This is a genomic window from Geomonas limicola, assembly GCF_014193675.1.
Classification (GTDB): Bacteria; Desulfobacterota; Desulfuromonadia; order Geobacterales; family Geobacteraceae; genus Geomonas; species Geomonas limicola.
Genome location: NZ_BLXZ01000003.1, coordinates 542,614 through 559,235 on the forward strand (window position 1 = coordinate 542,614; position 16,622 = coordinate 559,235).

At 60.5% G+C, this 16,622-nt stretch carries 11 protein-coding genes; 7 read left to right on the top strand and 4 right to left on the bottom strand.

Annotated elements, in window-relative coordinates; genetic code table 11:
- Positions 1-2,646, bottom strand: coding sequence for an MMPL family transporter (locus H7688_RS09565; protein ID WP_183360843.1), 2,646 nt, complete (start codon positions 2,644-2,646; stop codon positions 1-3).
- 222 nt (positions 2,647-2,868) lie between these two features.
- On the opposite strand from H7688_RS09565, the gene shc reads away from it, so the two are divergent.
- The 6 genes from shc to H7688_RS09595 all read left to right on the top strand — a co-directional run bounded on the left by shc (position 2,869) and on the right by H7688_RS09595 (position 11,823).
- Positions 2,869-4,911, top strand: a complete 2,043-nt coding sequence (shc, locus tag H7688_RS09570) for a squalene--hopene cyclase (RefSeq protein ID WP_183360844.1) — start codon at positions 2,869-2,871, stop codon at positions 4,909-4,911.
- A gap of 13 nt (positions 4,912-4,924) precedes the next feature.
- On the top strand, positions 4,925-5,911 hold the full coding sequence (gene hpnA, locus H7688_RS09575; RefSeq protein WP_183360845.1) for a hopanoid-associated sugar epimerase: 987 nt from the start codon (positions 4,925-4,927) through the stop codon (positions 5,909-5,911).
- A gap of 450 nt (positions 5,912-6,361) precedes the next feature.
- Positions 6,362-8,266, top strand: a complete 1,905-nt coding sequence (gene dxs / locus H7688_RS09580; RefSeq protein ID WP_183360846.1) for a 1-deoxy-D-xylulose-5-phosphate synthase — start codon at positions 6,362-6,364, stop codon at positions 8,264-8,266.
- Positions 8,267-8,394: 128 nt separating this feature from the next.
- Positions 8,395-9,393 (top strand): adenosyl-hopene transferase HpnH, encoded by a 999-nt coding sequence (gene hpnH / locus H7688_RS09585; protein ID WP_183361039.1) that lies wholly within the window; start codon positions 8,395-8,397, stop codon positions 9,391-9,393.
- 623 nt (positions 9,394-10,016) lie between these two features.
- Positions 10,017-11,153, top strand: coding sequence for a hypothetical protein (locus H7688_RS09590; RefSeq protein ID WP_183360847.1), 1,137 nt, complete (start codon positions 10,017-10,019; stop codon positions 11,151-11,153).
- Between the two features lie 253 nt (positions 11,154-11,406).
- The gene (locus H7688_RS09595; RefSeq protein ID WP_183360848.1) at positions 11,407-11,823 is read left to right on the top strand and encodes a bacteriohemerythrin; all 417 of its coding nucleotides are present in this window, start codon (positions 11,407-11,409) and stop codon (positions 11,821-11,823) included.
- 48 nt (positions 11,824-11,871) lie between these two features.
- Here H7688_RS09595 and tsaA read toward each other — a convergent pair whose 3' ends face one another.
- From tsaA to H7688_RS09610, 3 genes are all read right to left on the bottom strand, one after another.
- Positions 11,872-12,390: a tRNA (N6-threonylcarbamoyladenosine(37)-N6)-methyltransferase TrmO gene (gene tsaA, locus H7688_RS09600; RefSeq protein WP_183360849.1), complete on the bottom strand. Its 519-nt coding sequence runs from the start codon at positions 12,388-12,390 to the stop codon at positions 11,872-11,874.
- Between the two features lie 126 nt (positions 12,391-12,516).
- Entirely contained in the window at positions 12,517-13,587 is a 1,071-nt protein-coding gene (locus H7688_RS09605) for a sensor histidine kinase (RefSeq protein ID WP_183360850.1), read from the bottom strand.
- Between the two features lie 374 nt (positions 13,588-13,961).
- Positions 13,962-14,666, bottom strand: coding sequence for a zinc ribbon domain-containing protein (locus tag H7688_RS09610; protein ID WP_183360852.1), 705 nt, complete (start codon positions 14,664-14,666; stop codon positions 13,962-13,964).
- Positions 14,667-14,936: 270 nt separating this feature from the next.
- On the opposite strand from H7688_RS09610, the gene H7688_RS09615 reads away from it, so the two are divergent.
- Positions 14,937-15,989 (top strand): hypothetical protein, encoded by a 1,053-nt coding sequence (locus tag H7688_RS09615; RefSeq protein WP_183360854.1) that lies wholly within the window; start codon positions 14,937-14,939, stop codon positions 15,987-15,989.
- Positions 15,990-16,622: the final 633 nt, after the last annotated feature.

Genomic DNA, 16,622 nt, shown 5'->3' on the forward strand with positions numbered 1-16,622 from the left:
CTACTTCTTTCCGGCCAGGGTGAGGACCGCCGGCAAGGTCACCATGAAGGCGATCTGGCAGGCGACCATCCCGAGCGACATCACCGCGCCGATGCTGAAGACCCCCTGGTGGTGCGCCACCATGAGCGCGCCGAAACTCGCCATGATGGTGAGGGTGTTCAAAAGTACGCCCACACCGGTACTGCTCATCACCACCGAGGCGGCACTCCCCTCCTCGCGGCGGAAGCGGTTGATGATGTAGATCCCCGAATCGACCGCGATCCCCAAAACCAGCGGCATCACGATGATGTTCGCCGAGTTGAAGCTGATCCCGAAGAGGTACATCCCGGAAACCATGAAGAGTACACCCACCACCAGCGGCACCAGCCCGATCAGGGTGAACTTGATGCTGCGGAAGGTGACCAGGAGGATCCCGACGATCGCCGCAAAGGCGTAGATGAAGGCCATCCGGTAGGCGTCGCGCATGATGGTCATCGACTCGTAGACCATGACGGGCTCGCCGGTCGCATGCGGGTCCACGCTGCGCACCTGGTCCAGGTAGTTTTTCAGCGGCTTCAGGTCGAAGATCTCGCCCTTGGGCGCCACCTGCAGCATGAACTTCCCGGTCTTCCCCACGAAGCGCGCCCGCAGCTCGGGCGGGATGTCGGCGTCGGAGATCGGGGAGGCGTTCAGGCTCTCCTTCAAGAGCCCGATCTTGTCCGGGAGGTCGCGGAACATCCCCCCCTGGAAGTCGGAGAGCATCCCCACCGCGTTTTTGTCCTTCTCCTTCTCGAGCCCCGCGAAGAACTTGTCCAGGATGGCGAGGAAGTTCCCCACCGGCTTCGCCTCGGGACGCTTTTCCGCCTCGAGCTTCTCCTTCAACTTCAGGGTCGAGTTGCGGAAGTTCTCGAACACGGTGGGAAGCTCCATGAGCGAGAGTTCTTCCTCGTATTTTCCCGGGTTGATGCCGGAGAGTTCCTGCCGGATCGCCGCCAGCTCGGCGAGCTTCTCTTTCTGGTGGTCCGGCACGAAGCTGTCGATGCTCACCACGTGATCCACCGCGGGAAGGGCCTCCAGCGCCTTGGTCTTCGCCGCCACCTCCTCGCGGGTGTTGGCCGTGACCGCCGCGAAGTAGCCCGCGTTTTCCTTGCTGCGCATGAGCTTGTAGGCGTAGGTGACCGACTCGAGCCCCTTCGCCTGCAGGTTCATCAGGTTGTAATCGAAGGCGATGTGCGAAAGGGGATAGAGTGAGGCCAGGCAGCCAAGCGCGGTGAGCACGATGACCGCCTTCGGGTGCCCGAAGATCGGGTTCAAGATCCCGCCGTCGGCCGGTTTGAGCGGCTTTAGCTGCTTCGGCTTCCGGAAGCGCGCCAGGAGGACCAGCATGGCGGGGAGCACGGTGAAGGTGATCGCGACGCAGATGGCGACGCCCCCCGCGGCGATGATCCCCAGTTCCGCAATGCCGCGGAAATCGGTGAAGACGAAGGTGAGAAACGCCGCGGCAACGGTGGCCGCCGCCATGACGATCGCCCAGACGTTGCGGTTCACGCCGGTGCCGATCGCCTCCAGCTCGGGGGCTCCCAGGCGCAGTTCCTCCTGGTAGCGCAAGACCACCTGGATTCCGTACTCGATGCCGATGCCGATCAGCATGATGGCGAAGACCATGGAGAGGATGTTCAGGTGGCCGACCGCCAAGGTCGCAAAACCGAACGAGAGCGAGATCGCCACGAGCAGGGACACCATGGCCGCGATCACGTTGAGGACACCCCTGAAGGCCAACAGCAGCAGCACCACGGTGAGCGCCAGCGAGACGGCCGTCGCGAGCGAGATGTCCTTCTGGCTGGTTGCCATCTCCTCGTTTTCCAGAACCGGCGAACCGGTGAGTCCCGCCTTCACCCCCTTGAACTCGGGGAGCGCTTTCAGCTTGGTGATCTCGGCGCGCACCTTGGCGATCGCCGCGACCGCCGGTACGAAACCGGTACTGTTTCTGACCGGCAGCACGGTGAGGATCTGCTGCTGCCCCGCCTTGGCGAAGGAAGAATTGGAGTTCATGAACACGCTTTCCAGCGAGGGGGGCGCCCCCTTGCCGCCGCCGAACGTCGTGAAACCGGCACCCAGCTTGTCCAGCATGAACACCAGCCCCGGCAACTCGTCCTGTTTCCCGGCCACGTAGCCGTCCATCCGCTTGGTGAGATGGGTGAACAGGGTGGAGACCTTGGGTTCGGCGGAGAGCTCCTTCAGTACCGGTGCGGCGAGACTCAGGTTACGGTGCAGCTCCTTCAGTTCGTCGAGCGACATGAACATGAGGCCGTTTTTCTGGAAGAAGGGGAGCGCAAACGGGTAGAAGACGTCGGCGAAGACCTTCTTGTCCTGGGCCAGTTCCTGGTAGAGCCGGCTCCCGAAGGCACCGGCGCGCTCGGCGTCCTGACTCTCGATGACCACCACGATGTCTTCCATGTCGCCGAACTCGGCGCGCCAGGTCTTGAAATCGCGGTTGAACTGGGTGTTCTTGGGCATCAGGTCGTCGCGCCCGGTGAGAAACTCCATGCGCTCGGCGGTGAACCAAAGGGAAAGCCCGGAGAGGATCAGGGCGATGACGAGGACGAGCCAGGGGTGGCCGGAGGCGAGCGAAAACAAAAGGCCGCGCTTTTGCGGAGTCGTATTCATAGGAGGTCTCATGGTCGGTTTCATTTTTGTCAGGCGAACCTATCACACCGGGTCCCGAGAAATCAAGGAAAGTGCAGCAAACCTTGATTTTAATTAGCAAAATTCCGAATTATCGACAAAAAGGGGTGTACCTTTCTCTTAAAATATGGTATGTCTCACAGCTTGTAACAAACAGCATAATGGTTACACTCAGCTAATCTGCAATGATCAAAGGAGTTTGTGGTGACCTCCCCCTATAAGTACCCCATATCGCACGCACTGACTTCATTTAACGGTAACACTGCCGAAACGGAGCAGCCGGCCAGCCAGCAGCAGGGTGGCAAAGTGCATCACCTGCCGGCGTCCATCTGGAAGAGCAAACAGGGAAAATCCAAAAGCCCCCTCGACGTTGCCATTGAGGCGAGCCGCGACTTCTTCTTCAGAGAGCAGCTCCCCAAGGGGTACTGGTGGGCTGAGCTAGAATCGAACGTCACTATTACTGCCGAGTACGTGATGCTGTTCCACTTCCTGGGAATGGTGGATCACGAAAAGCAGCGCAAGATGGCAAACTACCTCCTCTCCAAGCAGACCGAGGACGGTTCCTGGACCATCTACTTCGGCGGCCCCGGTGACATCTCCACCACCGTCGAGGCCTATTTCGCCCTGAAACTCGCCGGTTACCCGGCGGAGCACCCGGCCATGGAGAAGGCGCGCGCCTTCATCCTCGAGCAGGGCGGCATCATCAAGACCCGCGTATTCACCAAGATCTTCCTGGCGCTCTTCGGCGAGTTCGCCTGGTTCGGCGTGCCCTCCATGCCGGTGGAGCTCACCCTGCTCCCCAACTGGGCCTACCTGAACATGTACGAGTTCTCCAGCTGGGCCCGCGCCACCATCATCCCGCTCTCCATCGTCATGGAAAAGCGCCCGGTGAAGAAGCTCCCGCCGGCCTCCCGGATCCAGGAACTCTACTTGCGGCCGCCGCGCCCCATCGACCACACCTTCACCAAGGAAGACGGCATCCTCACCTGGAAGAACTTCTTCATCGGCGTGGACCACATGCTCAAGGTGTACGAGTCGAGCCCTATCCGTCCCTTCAAGAACAAGGCGCTGGCCGCCGCGGAACAGTGGGTCCTCGAGCACCAGGAGCACACCGGTGACTGGGGCGGCATCCAGCCCGCCATGCTGAACGCCATCCTGGCGCTCAACGTCCGTGGCTACGCGAACGACCACCCGGTCATGGTGAAAGGGATGGAGGCACTCGCCAACTTCTGCATCGAGACCGAGGACGAGTTGGTGCTGCAGTCCTGCATCTCGCCGGTCTGGGATACCGCGCTGGCGTTGAAGGCGCTGGTCGACTCCGGCGTTCCTGCCGACCACCCGGCCCTCGTGAAAGGCGCCCAGTGGCTCCTGGACAAGGAAGTGCGCAAGCCCGGCGACTGGAAGATCAAGGCGCCGAACCTGGAGCCCGGCGGCTGGGCCTTCGAGTTTTTAAACGACTGGTACCCCGACGTGGACGACTCCGGGTTCGTGATGATCGCGCTCAAGGGGATCCAGGTCAAAGACAGAAAGTCGATGAACGGCGCCATCAAGCGCGGCATCGACTGGTGCCTGGGGATGCAGAGCAAAAACGGCGGCTGGGGCGCCTTCGACAAGGACAACACCAAGTACCTGTTGAACAAGATCCCCTTTGCCGACCTCGAGGCGAACATCGATCCGCCGACCGCCGACCTCACCGGGCGCATGCTCGAACTGATGGGGACCTTCGGCTACCCGCTCGAATTCCCGGCGGCCACCCGCGCCATCGAGTTCCTGAAGAAGAACCAGGAGCCCGAGGGTCCCTGGTGGGGACGCTGGGGGGTCAACTACCTCTACGGTACCTGGAGCGTTCTGTGCGGCCTCTCCGCCATCGGCGAGGACCTGGAGCAGCCCTACATCAAGAAGGCGGTGAACTGGATCAAGTCGCGCCAGAACATCGACGGCGGCTGGGGCGAGACCTGCGAGTCCTACCACGACCGCACCCTCATGGGGATGGGCGAGAGCACCCCGTCGCAGACCGGTTGGGCCCTTTTGGCCCTGATGGCTGCCGGCGAAGCCAATTCGTCCACCGTGGCGCGCGGCATTCAGTACCTGCTCAGCACCCAGAAACTGGACGGCACCTGGGACGAGACCCAGTACACCGGCACCGGTTTCCCGAAGTACTTCATGATCAAGTACCACATCTACCGCAACTGCTTCCCGCTCATGGCCCTGGGGACCTACCGCGCGCAGACCGGCGTTGCGAACTGACGCGGGAACGGGGATGAAGGCTTTTGTTACCGGCGCCACCGGTTTTCTGGGGGCGAGCATCGCCCGCGAGCTTTTAAAGGACGGCTGCGAGGTGCGCGTGTTGGCCCGGCCGGGTTCGGACCGCCGCAACCTGGAAGGGCTCGACGTCGAGCTATGGGAAGGGGACTTAAGCGACCGGGGCGCCCTGGGTCGCGGCCTGGCCGGCTGCCAGACCCTGTTCCACGCCGCCGCCGACTACCGGCTCTGGACCAGGAACCCCGCCTCGATGTACGAGGCGAACGTGGGGGGGACCCGCAACATCCTCGGTGCGGCACTCGATGCCGGGGTGGAGAAGGTGGTCTACACGAGCAGCGTCGGCACCCTGGGAAATCCCGGTGACGGCCGTCCCGGCGACGAGACCACCCCCGTCAGCTTCGCCGACATGGTGGGGGACTACAAGAAGAGCAAATTTCTGGCCGAGCGTGCCGCCGAGGAGTTCCTGTCCAAGGGGCTTCCCCTGGTGATCGTGAACCCCTCGACCCCCGTGGGTCCCCGGGACATCAAGCCGACGCCGACCGGAAAGATCATCGTCGACTTTTTAAACCGCAAGATGCCCGCCTATCTTGATAGCGGCCTGAACATCCTCGATGTCGAGGACTGCGCCCGCGGTCATATCCTGGCGGCGCAAAAAGGGAAAGTCGGCGAGAAGTACATCCTGGGGAACCAGAACCTGACCCTTGCCGAGATTTTCCAGCTCCTCTCCGAGGTGACCGGGCTCAAGGCGCCCAGGGTCAAGCTCCCCTACCGCCCCATCCTCTGGGCGGCGTATCTGAACCAGGGGATCTCGGCGTTAACCGGCAAGGAGCCGCTCATTCCGCTTGCCGGGGTGCAGATGGCGGCCAAGTTCATGTTCTTTGATTCCGCAAAGGCCGTGCGCGACCTGGGGCTCCCCCAGCGCCCGGTAAAGGAGTCGCTGGAGCGCGCCGTAGCCTGGTTTCGCAGCCACGGCTACGCGAAGTAAGCCAACAGCGAGGCGACGTAGCACCTGTGTTTCCATTGGCGCCAATCTCCGTTCTCAAAAGCTCCCCCTCCCCTTGAAGGGGGAGGGACGCAGCGGCGGAAGATCCGCACAATCAGGTTCAGTCTTAACCTGGAACATAATAAGTGGCATGTAGAACCTGTTTTTTGTTAACGCCAATCTCCGCTCGCAAAAGCTCCCCCTCCCCTGCAAGGGGAGGGGCGGGGTGGGGATGGGGCACACTGTCTCTCGACTACCCAACCGAAGCATCCTTCGTCTTCGGTTTTCAACCTAAAGTCAGTTTTGGTAGTACGTCCCGGCTGCCCTCTACAATGGTGTAGAACGCATGCCGGGCGGAAACAACACCAAGAGCGGTTTTAGTTTTTTACGTAGACCTGTAACGTAGAACCTAGAACTGCTTCCCGGTGTTGCGGGGTTCTCGAAAGGAGATCCATGTACAAATATCTCAGCAAAATCAACCAACCAGGCGACCTGAAGAAGCTGACCGAAGAGGAGCTCTCCACACTGGCCGACGAGGTCCGCGCCTTTTTGCTGGAGACCGTCACCAAGACCGGCGGGCACCTCGCCTCCAACCTGGGGTGCGTCGAGCTGACCATCGCGCTGCACTACTGCTTTGATTCCCCCAAGGACAAGATCATCTGGGACGTCGGCCACCAGGCCTACACCCACAAGATCCTCACCGGGCGGCGTGACAAGTTCCACACGCAGCGCTGCTACAAAGGGATCAGCGGCTTCCCGAAACGCTCGGAAAGCCAGCACGACGCCTTCGGCGCCGGCCACTCCTCCACCTCCATCTCGGCCGGCCTCGGCATGGCCGTGGCGCACAGCCTCGCCAAGGACTCCGCCCGCGCCATCGCGGTGATCGGGGACGGCTCGCTCACCGGCGGCATGGCCTTCGAGGCGCTGAACCAGGCGGGGCACCTGAGAAAGAACCTGATCGTCGTCCTGAACGACAACGAGATGTCCATCTCGAAGAACGTGGGCGCCCTCTCCTCCTTCATCTCCCGCAAGATGACCGGCGGCTACTACCGCAGCCTGAAAAAGGAGATGGAAGGGGTCCTGGCGGGCATCCCGGCCATCGGCAGCAACATCCTGAGCTTCGCGAAAAAGGCCGAGAACTCCCTCAAGGGGTTCCTCACCCCCGGCACCCTGTTCGAGGCCCTGGGCTTCGAGTACGTCGGTCCCATCCCGGGGCACGACATCCCCAACCTGCTGAGCGTTCTGGAGAACGTGAAGAACATGGAGGGGCCGATCCTCTTGCACGTGATGACCAAGAAGGGGAAAGGGTACGAACCGGCCGAGCTGACACCGGACAAGTTCCACGGGATCGCACCGGTGAAGCCCGCGGGCGCACCGTCCAAGCCGGCACCGCCGTCCTACACCGCCGTTTTCGGCGACACCCTGGTGAAACTGGGGGCGGAAGATCCCAAGGTCGTGGCGATCACCGCGGCGATGCCCGACGGTACCGGCCTCACCCCGTTCGCCAAGCGTTTCCCGGAGCGGTTCTTCGACGTGGGGATTGCCGAGCAGCATGGCCTCACCTTCGCAGCCGGCCTGGCCGCCGAGGGGTTCCGTCCCGTGGCCGCCATCTACTCCACCTTCACCCAGCGCGCCTACGACCAGGTGTTTCACGACATCTGCCTGCAGAAGCTGCCGGTTGTCCTGGCGCTCGACCGTGCCGGCCTCGTGGGTGACGACGGCCCGACGCACCACGGCGCCTTCGACATCTCGTACCTGCGCCATCTTCCCGAGCTGACCGTGATGGCACCCAAGGACGAGAACGAGCTGCAGCACATGGTGAAGACCGCGGTTTACCACGACCGCCCCATCGCCCTGCGCTACCCGCGCGGCGCCGGCTACGGCGTGACCCTCGATCAGGAGCTGAAGGCGATCGAGATCGGCAAGGGCGAACTTTTGGAAAACGGCAGCGACGTCTCCATCGTGGCGCTCGGTTCCACCGTCTACCCGGCCCTCGAGGCCGCCGACCTGCTGCGCGAGCGCGGCATCTCGGCATCGGTGGTCAACGCCCGCTTCGTCAAGCCCCTGGACCGCGAGTTGATCCTCGCCGAGGCGGCCAAGACCGGCGTCCTGGTCACCGTCGAGGAAAACGCCCTGATGGGCGGCTTCGGCTCCGCGGTGCTCGAGCTCCTCTCCGACGAGGGGCTCACCGAAGTGCGTGTGAAGCGGATCGGCATCCCCGATGCGTTCATCGAGCAGGGGAGCCAGGCGCAGCTGCGCGCCGATCTCGGGCTTGACGGCGCCGGAATCGCCGCCACCTGCGAGGCGTTTTTGAGCGCCGGCAAGGTTGCCCAGCCGCAGCTTTCGCGGGTGAAGTAGCCGAGGAGTTTAGCAACAACCACCACGGGACAGGCAAAGGGAGGGGCCGTACCCTTTGACTTGTCCCGTTTTTCTGTGTCACAATGCCGAGCAAATTTCTGCAGTAACTCAAGGGGATGGATCTTAACATGCGTTTTCCCATGCGACTCAACTACGATTTGACCAAGTACATCGTCTCAAACAAGCTGAACAAGGTGGAGAAGTACCCGCTGGTGCTTATGCTGGAGCCTACCCACCTGTGCAACCTCGCCTGTTCGGGGTGCGGCAGGATCCGGGAGTATGCCGACACCATCCAGGACATGCTGACCCTGCAGCAGTGCCTCGACTCCGTCGACGAGTGTCCGGCACCGGTCGTCACCATCACCGGTGGCGAGCCGTTTCTCTATCCGCACATCTATGAGCTGATCGATGCAGTCCTGGAGCGCGGCAAGCACATCTACCTGTGCACCAACGCCCTGCTGCTTGAGAAAGCGCTCGACCACATGAAGCCGCATCCCAACTTCATCCTCAACATTCACATGGACGGCATGGAGGAGACCCACGACCGGATTCTCGAGCGCAAGGGAACCTTCAAGATCGCCATCGAGGCCATCAAGAAGGCAAAGCGTCTCGGTTTCAGGATCTGCACCAACACCACCATCTTCAAGGAGACCGACCTGGTCGAGATCGAGATGCTCTTCTCGCACCTGCGTGATCTGGGTGTGGATGGTTTCCTGGTGGCGCCCGGTTTCGGTTACGAGGCCGTCGGCGAGAAGCTCTTCCTCGAGCGTCGCGAGATCCAGAAGAAGTTCGAGCAGGTCTACGAGATGAGCAAGCGTTTCTGCTTCTACTCGACCCCCATGTACCTGAGGTTCCTGAAGGGCGAGAAGCAGCTCGAGTGCACCCCGTGGGGCAACCCGACCCGCAACACCCGTGGTTGGAAGGCCCCCTGCTACCTGATCACCGACGCCCATTATCCGACCTTCAAGGAGATGATGGAGAAGACCGAGTGGGAGAAGTACGGAGTCGGCAAAGACTCGCGTTGCGCCCAGTGCATGATGCACTGCGGATTCGAGCCCTCCGTCGTCGCCGAAATCGGCAAGAGCTGGAAAGACATGTGGGAAATGTTCCTCTGGAACATGACCTAGGCTGTAGCAGCCACCTTTTGCACGCAGAAAAGCCCGCTGGTCTTCGGACCAGCGGGCTTTGTTTTTGCGGGCGGGAAAAGGGACAAAAAGGACGCCCGCGCCCCCTGCCACCCCATTGTCCCTTCCATCCTCCGCAGCTTTTCCTTTCGCGACTCCCGTTCACCGCTTTTCCTTCAGCGACTCATCCATACCAGTAGCTGTACCGTCACAATAATCATTCTCAAAAAGCCAACGGTTTTTGTAGACTTTTGTCCTACGGAAAATATTCATTGTTCATTAGCGACATTGGATTTATAAAGCGTCAATAACTAGTAGCATCGTGTTTTGCACAACTGCAATCATAGCTCAACAACTACTTACTATCTTTTGTTTTATAATTTTAGCCATGTTGACAGTCAGTATAACAATGACAATCCTCAAAGCCTGAAAACTCATGAAGTGAGAGGCAGATAAGACAGGACTCGGCACCTATTGCTCATGCCAATTTCACAAAATCCTTAGGCCACCTCAGGCTGTTGCGTATCAGGGACAAAAATAGAAGCCCCGGAAGTTACGCTGCCAGGTCGCTGGAGCTGCAGGGAAACACGAGCCCCTTCGACCTTACTTTCACCCAGGAGGTAGTTATGAAAAGGATGCTTTGGGGAGTGTTGGCATTGTGTCTCGGATTCATGTTTACCGGCTGCGGCGGTTCAGGCGGGGGTGTGACCACCCAAGGCCCGCAAACGGGGGTCTTCCAAGACAGCGCGACGCAGGGATTGCAGTACTACGGTTCCGACGGTGTCAGGAAAACAACCGGAACCGGGGGAACCTTCCAGTACATCCCGGGAAGCCCCGTCACCTTTGCGATCGGCCCCATCGTGCTCGGCTCCCTCAGCGGCAAGGCTATCGTGACGCCTCTTGATCTCATACCGGGCTCCAATGATCCGACCAACGCAAACTATGCGAGCCTAAGACAAAAGGCCCTCAACATCACGCGCTTCCTGATGACCCTCGACAACGACGGCAACCCATCAAACGGCATCATCATCTCCCCCACCATCTTGACCAATGCTGCGAACCTTACGCAGGTCGATTTCGGGTCGGCAACCTTCGACGCTGACATCGCCACCGTCATGAGCACGCTCATCCCCACCGGTACTCCGGCATTTGTTCCCAGCGTCGTAGCAGCAAGCCACATGGACCAGTCGCTTTTCGCACTGTATAGCGGAACCTACAAGGGAAGCTACGTTACCAGCTTCGGGGACAAAGGGACCTTCACCCTGACCATCGGATCCGACGGCGTGTTCACCGACTGCTCCTATCAAAACATCAGCAACAGCGACAGCGGCACCTTCTCCGGCTCGATAACCGCAAACGGGCTGATAACCCTTCAGGCGGACATCGACAGCGGCACGGGCAATCTGAACCTGGGAACCGGGACATTTGCAGCGACCATCAATCAGACCGGGGGAAGCGGGTGGGTGAAATTCTCGGGCACCATGGTTACCCCAACGGTTAGCGTGATCGTCTTCCCAAGCAGTGGCACCCTGGCGGTAAGCACCACACAGCAGTTCAGCGCCCAGGTGACCGGTTCGGCCAATACGGGTATCATCTGGAGTGTTTCGGAAGGCGCCGCAGGCGGCACCATCACCAATAGCGGGCTTTACAGCGCCCCGGCTGCCGTCGGTACCTATCATGTCGTCGCCACCAGTGTGGCCAATCCCGCGAAAAGCACCACCATCACGGTGACAGTGGTAACCTTAGCCAACCTACAGACCTAGTTTTCCAAAGCTGAAAGGGAGGGACTCTCAGGCAAGCGACCTTTGATTCCCTGACGCACCTACTGTTTCACCCAAAGGGCCCACGCAAACAAATTGCGCGGGCCCTTTTCCTTGGGTGGCAACCAAGGTTTGCCTCCGGGGGATAAGCAATTCGCTAGCCAGGGATAGGTGCAAAAGGTCAATCCTTTCATATTCTTACAGCCCTCAATTTTTATAACGGCCTGCCGATGAGGGGTCTGCGAGGGGGGAAGAAATGGAAAAGATTGTCTGGAGTGATCGTTTTTCGCTGGGGTTGTCGGAGATCGACAAGCACCACCGGTTCCTGATCGAGCTTCTGGGTAAGACCCACGATGGATTTATGAAACGGGAGTCGGATCTTGGAGGGACGCTGAAGGAACTCACCGATTATGCTGAGTACCATTTCAAACAGGAAGAGATGTGGATGCTCGAAGGGCTCTATCCGGATATCGAGACCCACAAGAATGAGCACAAACGGTTTGCTGCCATGCTGTCAGAGTTGCAGCAACCGAGCGAGGCGGTTAACTACCTCACCATGAAAACCATCCACTTTCTCGAGCAGTGGATCGCCAACCACATCCTCAACGCGGATGCGGCTTTGGGACGCTACCTTTCGGAAAGCTGGCAGAAGATGGGTACCAGAACACACTGAGGAAAGCTCCCCGGCGAGCGGGGACCGGGGGCGGTGCGCCCTGCCCCGCTACCTCGGCTTGCGCGGCCCCGGCGCCGAGTAGCGACCGAGCTTCGCATCCAGCTCGTCGATCCACCCCGCCCGCGACTCAGGAAAGGCATCGGCATACGGCACGTACGGTTTGATGTCGAGTACCGGGGTGCCGTCCAGAAGGTCCACGCCACGCAGCGTGAGCGTCCTCCCCTCCACCTGCACCAGTTCGACGGCAGAGAGCCCGATGGAGTTCGGGCGATGCGGCGAGCGGGTCGCGAGCACGCCGCGCTGCGGCCCGCCCCGCGGCGGCTTCACGGTGCTCTTCCACCCTTCGCTCAGGTGAAAGGCGAAGATGAGCCAGAGCCTTTGAAACCCCTCCAGATCCTTCAGCACCTTCTCGTCGAGCCACTCCTCCAGTTCCAGGGTTGCCACGGCCTGTTCGCCGCGTTCGGTGCCTTCGACGACGGTCGCTTGATGCGGCGCATCGATGCGGCGCGCGTACGGTGAGCGCAGGATGCCGATGGGGCGATAGGTAAGTGTAAGATCTTCAGTCATATCGGGTGCTGGAGTTTTGCCGGGAGAGGGAGTATCAGGTCTGGCCATTGATACCATGGCGCACACCCAAGGGACAAGTCCAATTACCGGCAGCGGCCTTCCGGGAAGGTTTGGTTACGGTCCCTGTCAGGGGGCCTGCATCTCGACCATGATGGTGGTGCCGGCCCCCGGTTCGGTCTGGACCCGCAAACTGCCGCCAGCCAACGCGGCGCGCTGCCTCATGATGGTGATCCCCCACCCGGTACCGGCGGGTTGCCGGCTGGCACGCTCGGCGTGGAAACCGTGGCCGTCGTCCTTTATGGAGAGCTGCAGCAGAGCGCCCGTGCGCCCCAGGGAAATGGTAACGCTGGTGGCTGCGGCATGCTTGAGGACGTTGGTGAGCGCCTCCTGGGTGATCCGGAACAGGGCAAGCTCCGCCTGTGCTGCAAGCCGGGGCAGCACCGGACTCAACTCCAGGCTGAGGGCGAGGCCCGTTCGTTTCGCGAAGCGGTTCGCATAGTCGGAAATCGCCCCCACCAGGCCGAACTCTTCCAGGGGCAACGGGTGCAACTCTACCATCAGGTTCCTGACCGAACGGTTTATCTGCTTGGTCAGGCGCCGGGAATCCTCGAGAGCCGACAGGACTTTTTCGCTGGTCCGCTTGGGGAGGTTTTTGCTGAGGTGCCCCAGGTTGAACCCCAGAGCCGAAAGTTCCTGGGCGATGTCGTCGTGCAGTTCGATGGACACCTTTTTCCGCAACTCTTCTTCGAGCACTATCAGGCGCTGCGCGTACCCTTTCAGGACCTGCTCGCTTTGCTTACGCTCCGTCACATCCTGCACCGTGCCGGAAAGCCGCACCGGTTCCCCGTTGTCATCCAGCGTGGGACGTCCCAGGTTGCAGAGCCAGCGTTCCTGTCCGTCGGGACGGAAGATGCGGAACTCGTCGCTATACTCGCTCCTCTCGCTCAGGGCCCTGTCCACCTGAGCAATGACGCGGGGAAGATCTTCGGGATGGACCAGTTTTGCGAAGGAGTCGAAGCGGCCGTCGAACTCCTGGAAGCCGACCAGGGCAAAGGTTTCCGGAGACCAGGTGACGGCACCGGTTTGCAGGTCCCAATCCCACAGTCCCATTTTCGAGGCGGAAAGGGCTACCCGAAGCCGCCAGTCCGAGATCGGCGAGAGTGCCCTGTTCAACCTGGGTTCATTGTTACGGTTCAAACCAAACACCTCCGCGTGCGGTACGCAGCCAGGCCCACCTCCACGCTACCCGCGGTACGATTCTTGTCCAGCAAACCCGTCACGGGAAGTGGATGAGTCAAATAGGGCTCTGCAGATTGACCATGGTGTCGCCCAAAAAAGAGGGCATGAGAAACTGACCCGTTATGCCCACAACCGAGCCTCCGGCGGCATAATCCAACTTTCTCATTAGCTTGTCAAATCAATACGTAAGGGAAGGGAGAAATGTGGGGCAATGGTGTGGGGACCCTGCGTTTTCTACGTCTGGGAAGTGGGGAAGATTTCTCTGGATTGAGCCCACCCTCCTGGTGCGAGAAATGACGCGTGAGTGAATAGTTCGCTTCGTGCCGGGAGGATCACCCTTTTCGCGCCGTGCGCCAGACAGTCGCAGCAGCTACGCACAAAGCCGCAACCATGGCGAGACCTCCCGCCACGAAGCAGATGCGGCCCAGGGTGTGATCCCAGGAGAGCATGCCGAGGCGGCCGAGCATGACCTCCCAGTCGTGGTAATCCTCCACCTCGCTCCCCGTGACACCTCCCAAGAGCATCAGTTGTCCGGCACGGGCATCGTCCACGTACGGGGCGACATCCGCAAGGCTTTCTCCGAACCACCAGAGACCGATGGCCGCAGCGAAAGGGTCCCGGCGCCTGAGAAACGATACGGCCACCGCCGCGGGGACCACTAGCTGCATCAAGGTGCCGCCGGCGACCTGCAGGAACCTGCCGAAAGGCGAGAACAGGACGTGTCCGGCCTCGTGGAAGGGGAGGATTACCAGGTGGAGGAAACTTTCTCCCAGGTAGTTGGAGGCGATGGGATGAGAGAGGAGGCGAAACGTGTAGTAGGCCAGCAGCGCCAGGAACGCTCCCCGGACGTAGCCGACCAGGGAACCGGGAGGGTCTTGGGCAATCGAGACGGGGGCGGACGGGTCGGCCGGAGCAGGTTCAGACCGGCGCGGCCGCATTTTGGCGAAAACCACTCCGCACCCGGGGCAACTTTCCTCACCCTCCCGACGTGCCGCGCCACACTTGGGGCAGACCTGCTGAACCTTTGCTCCTGACATGCACCACCTCGGCATCCTGTCCCGGCTTTTCTTTCCGAACCGCCATCCGCCTGCTACCCCGGCGGCCTGCAGTCCCTGGACACCAATACCACATTTTAAGACTCACCTGGCAGCAACTTTCCACACGCGAACATCCACCTTGGCTCGACGGGGCTTCCGGGCGTCTTTGGAAAAGCGTTGCAGAGAAACCTGGCGGCGTGCTTGAATTATCAGTAGTAACAGGTGGAACTACGTTTGCTTGAGTGAGGAGGGAACCAACGGAGGTGCCGCATGGCCGACTTCAATCCCTCAGAATTCAAGCGTGCGCTGGCAGAAGCACGGGAACAGCAGCACGATCAGTCGAAACAGGTACATACCCTCTCGTCACAGCGCAAACCGAGCCCGCCCAACCGCGAGATCGCACAACTGCTGCGCCGCTTCGCCAAACAGGCGGACCTGGACCTGGAGAGCGTCGACAGGATGCTGGCGCAGCAGCAGGACGAGATGCGGCGCAGCTTTCAAGCCGAGAAAGTCGAAGCCGCGGCCGGTGCAACCGCGCGCCGGGCTGCTTTCAACCGGGCAATTGCCGAGCGGGAACAGGCCATAGCCTACCTGGCAAACCATCCGCAGGAGGCCGCGGTCGGTCTCTCCTCCCTGCTCTCCCTCACCAAACCGTTCCTGATCTGGGAATGGCCGCTGGACATCTCGCTGGTCAGTTCGCATATCGAGCCCCTGAACAGTTCTGCCCGGATCAAGCTCGATGTGCCGGTCTACTCCTTCGACAACGATTCGGGGGTCGATCAGCGCGAGTTCAGTTTCTACTTCCTGTGGCAGAACCCCAGCGACTTCATAGCAGTGGTGAACTGCTTCTCGGTACTCTCGCTCAACGGCGCGTGCGAGCTGTACGCCAACTCCGGCATCACCTCCGGAGACACCACCTCGCTCTCCATCGATGCCTATCTCTTTCCGATCGCCTATTGGCTGCCGCTCGCGCCCGGCGGCAACATACGGCAGTTGCGCATGGGCGGCGATCCGCAGCAGCACCAGTCAGTGCTCTCCGAGCTCACCGCAACAGGAGGGGCCATATTCGGCGACGCGGGTACCGCGAGCAAGCTGTTCCCGTCCATCTCGGTCGGCATGAGTTATGGGACCTACGGTGGTCTCAGTATTCCGGCCCGAGCCACGGCTCTTTTCGAGGTGAACCTGACCATGAGCTACAGCTGGAGCGGCAACACCTTGCCCGACGAGATCATCGCCGATTTCGCAGACGAAGGGCACCACTACAACGTCGAATGCCCGATAGTAGTTCTGCAGTTCCTGACGGCACCGCCCATGGCGGCCTAGCGGTCACCTGCCGGACCTTCAGTCTCCAGCGGGTCACACTACGTTGTGGAGAGTGCAGCCCTTGAACTTTTGTGTAGCAGAGAGGGTGGTCAAGGAAGTCATATCTTCTTGCTGCGCTGACCGCGCTTCTGATGATGGTGAGCTGACTCTAGGTCCTTGCCAAGAGGAGTTGGGGACCTCCATCCCCTTGTATGCCATTGTCAGAAGCGCATCATCGCGCAGACGTCCCCACCTGTTTTTCTGGGAGCTGACAGTCCCAATCTCCCCTTAAAGATGGTGCCACGGTAATCCGGTGGTGCCTTCGAGACTTCACCCCCTCTCATACAGATTCTCACCACCATTGCAACAGAACGCAAAATTCGTTTCGGCGTGTCTCGGCATATCCTCCCCATGACAGAGTGAAATCATCTGATCTTAGGTATGCCCCCCTGCGTTCATCTGACAAGCTTTAAAACGCGTTTATGAGCTCCTGCGCTTGTTAGAACCTGTAAGATTTTCCGTCAGCGGCTGTCGGAGACCTTTACGTTTTTCGTTATGAGATACGTGCCGCGAACAGCCCCAACCCACACATTTCAACCGTATACAGAGGTGGCATCGCTTTTGCTGACACTAAGCCAATTAATCCTTTTTAGG

Coding starts and splice junctions, on each gene's coding strand:
- H7688_RS09565 (WP_183360843.1), bottom strand. CDS start 2,646: ATGAATACGACTCCGCAAAAGCGCGGCCTTTTGTTTTCGCTCGCCTCC.
- hpnA (WP_183360845.1), top strand. CDS start 4,925: ATGAAGGCTTTTGTTACCGGCGCCACCGGTTTTCTGGGGGCGAGCATC.
- dxs (WP_183360846.1), top strand. CDS start 6,362: ATGTACAAATATCTCAGCAAAATCAACCAACCAGGCGACCTGAAGAAG.
- hpnH (WP_183361039.1), top strand. CDS start 8,395: ATGCGTTTTCCCATGCGACTCAACTACGATTTGACCAAGTACATCGTC.
- H7688_RS09590 (WP_183360847.1), top strand. CDS start 10,017: ATGAAAAGGATGCTTTGGGGAGTGTTGGCATTGTGTCTCGGATTCATG.
- H7688_RS09595 (WP_183360848.1), top strand. CDS start 11,407: ATGGAAAAGATTGTCTGGAGTGATCGTTTTTCGCTGGGGTTGTCGGAG.
- tsaA (WP_183360849.1), bottom strand. CDS start 12,390: ATGACTGAAGATCTTACACTTACCTATCGCCCCATCGGCATCCTGCGC.
- H7688_RS09610 (WP_183360852.1), bottom strand. CDS start 14,666: ATGTCAGGAGCAAAGGTTCAGCAGGTCTGCCCCAAGTGTGGCGCGGCA.
- H7688_RS09615 (WP_183360854.1), top strand. CDS start 14,937: ATGGCCGACTTCAATCCCTCAGAATTCAAGCGTGCGCTGGCAGAAGCA.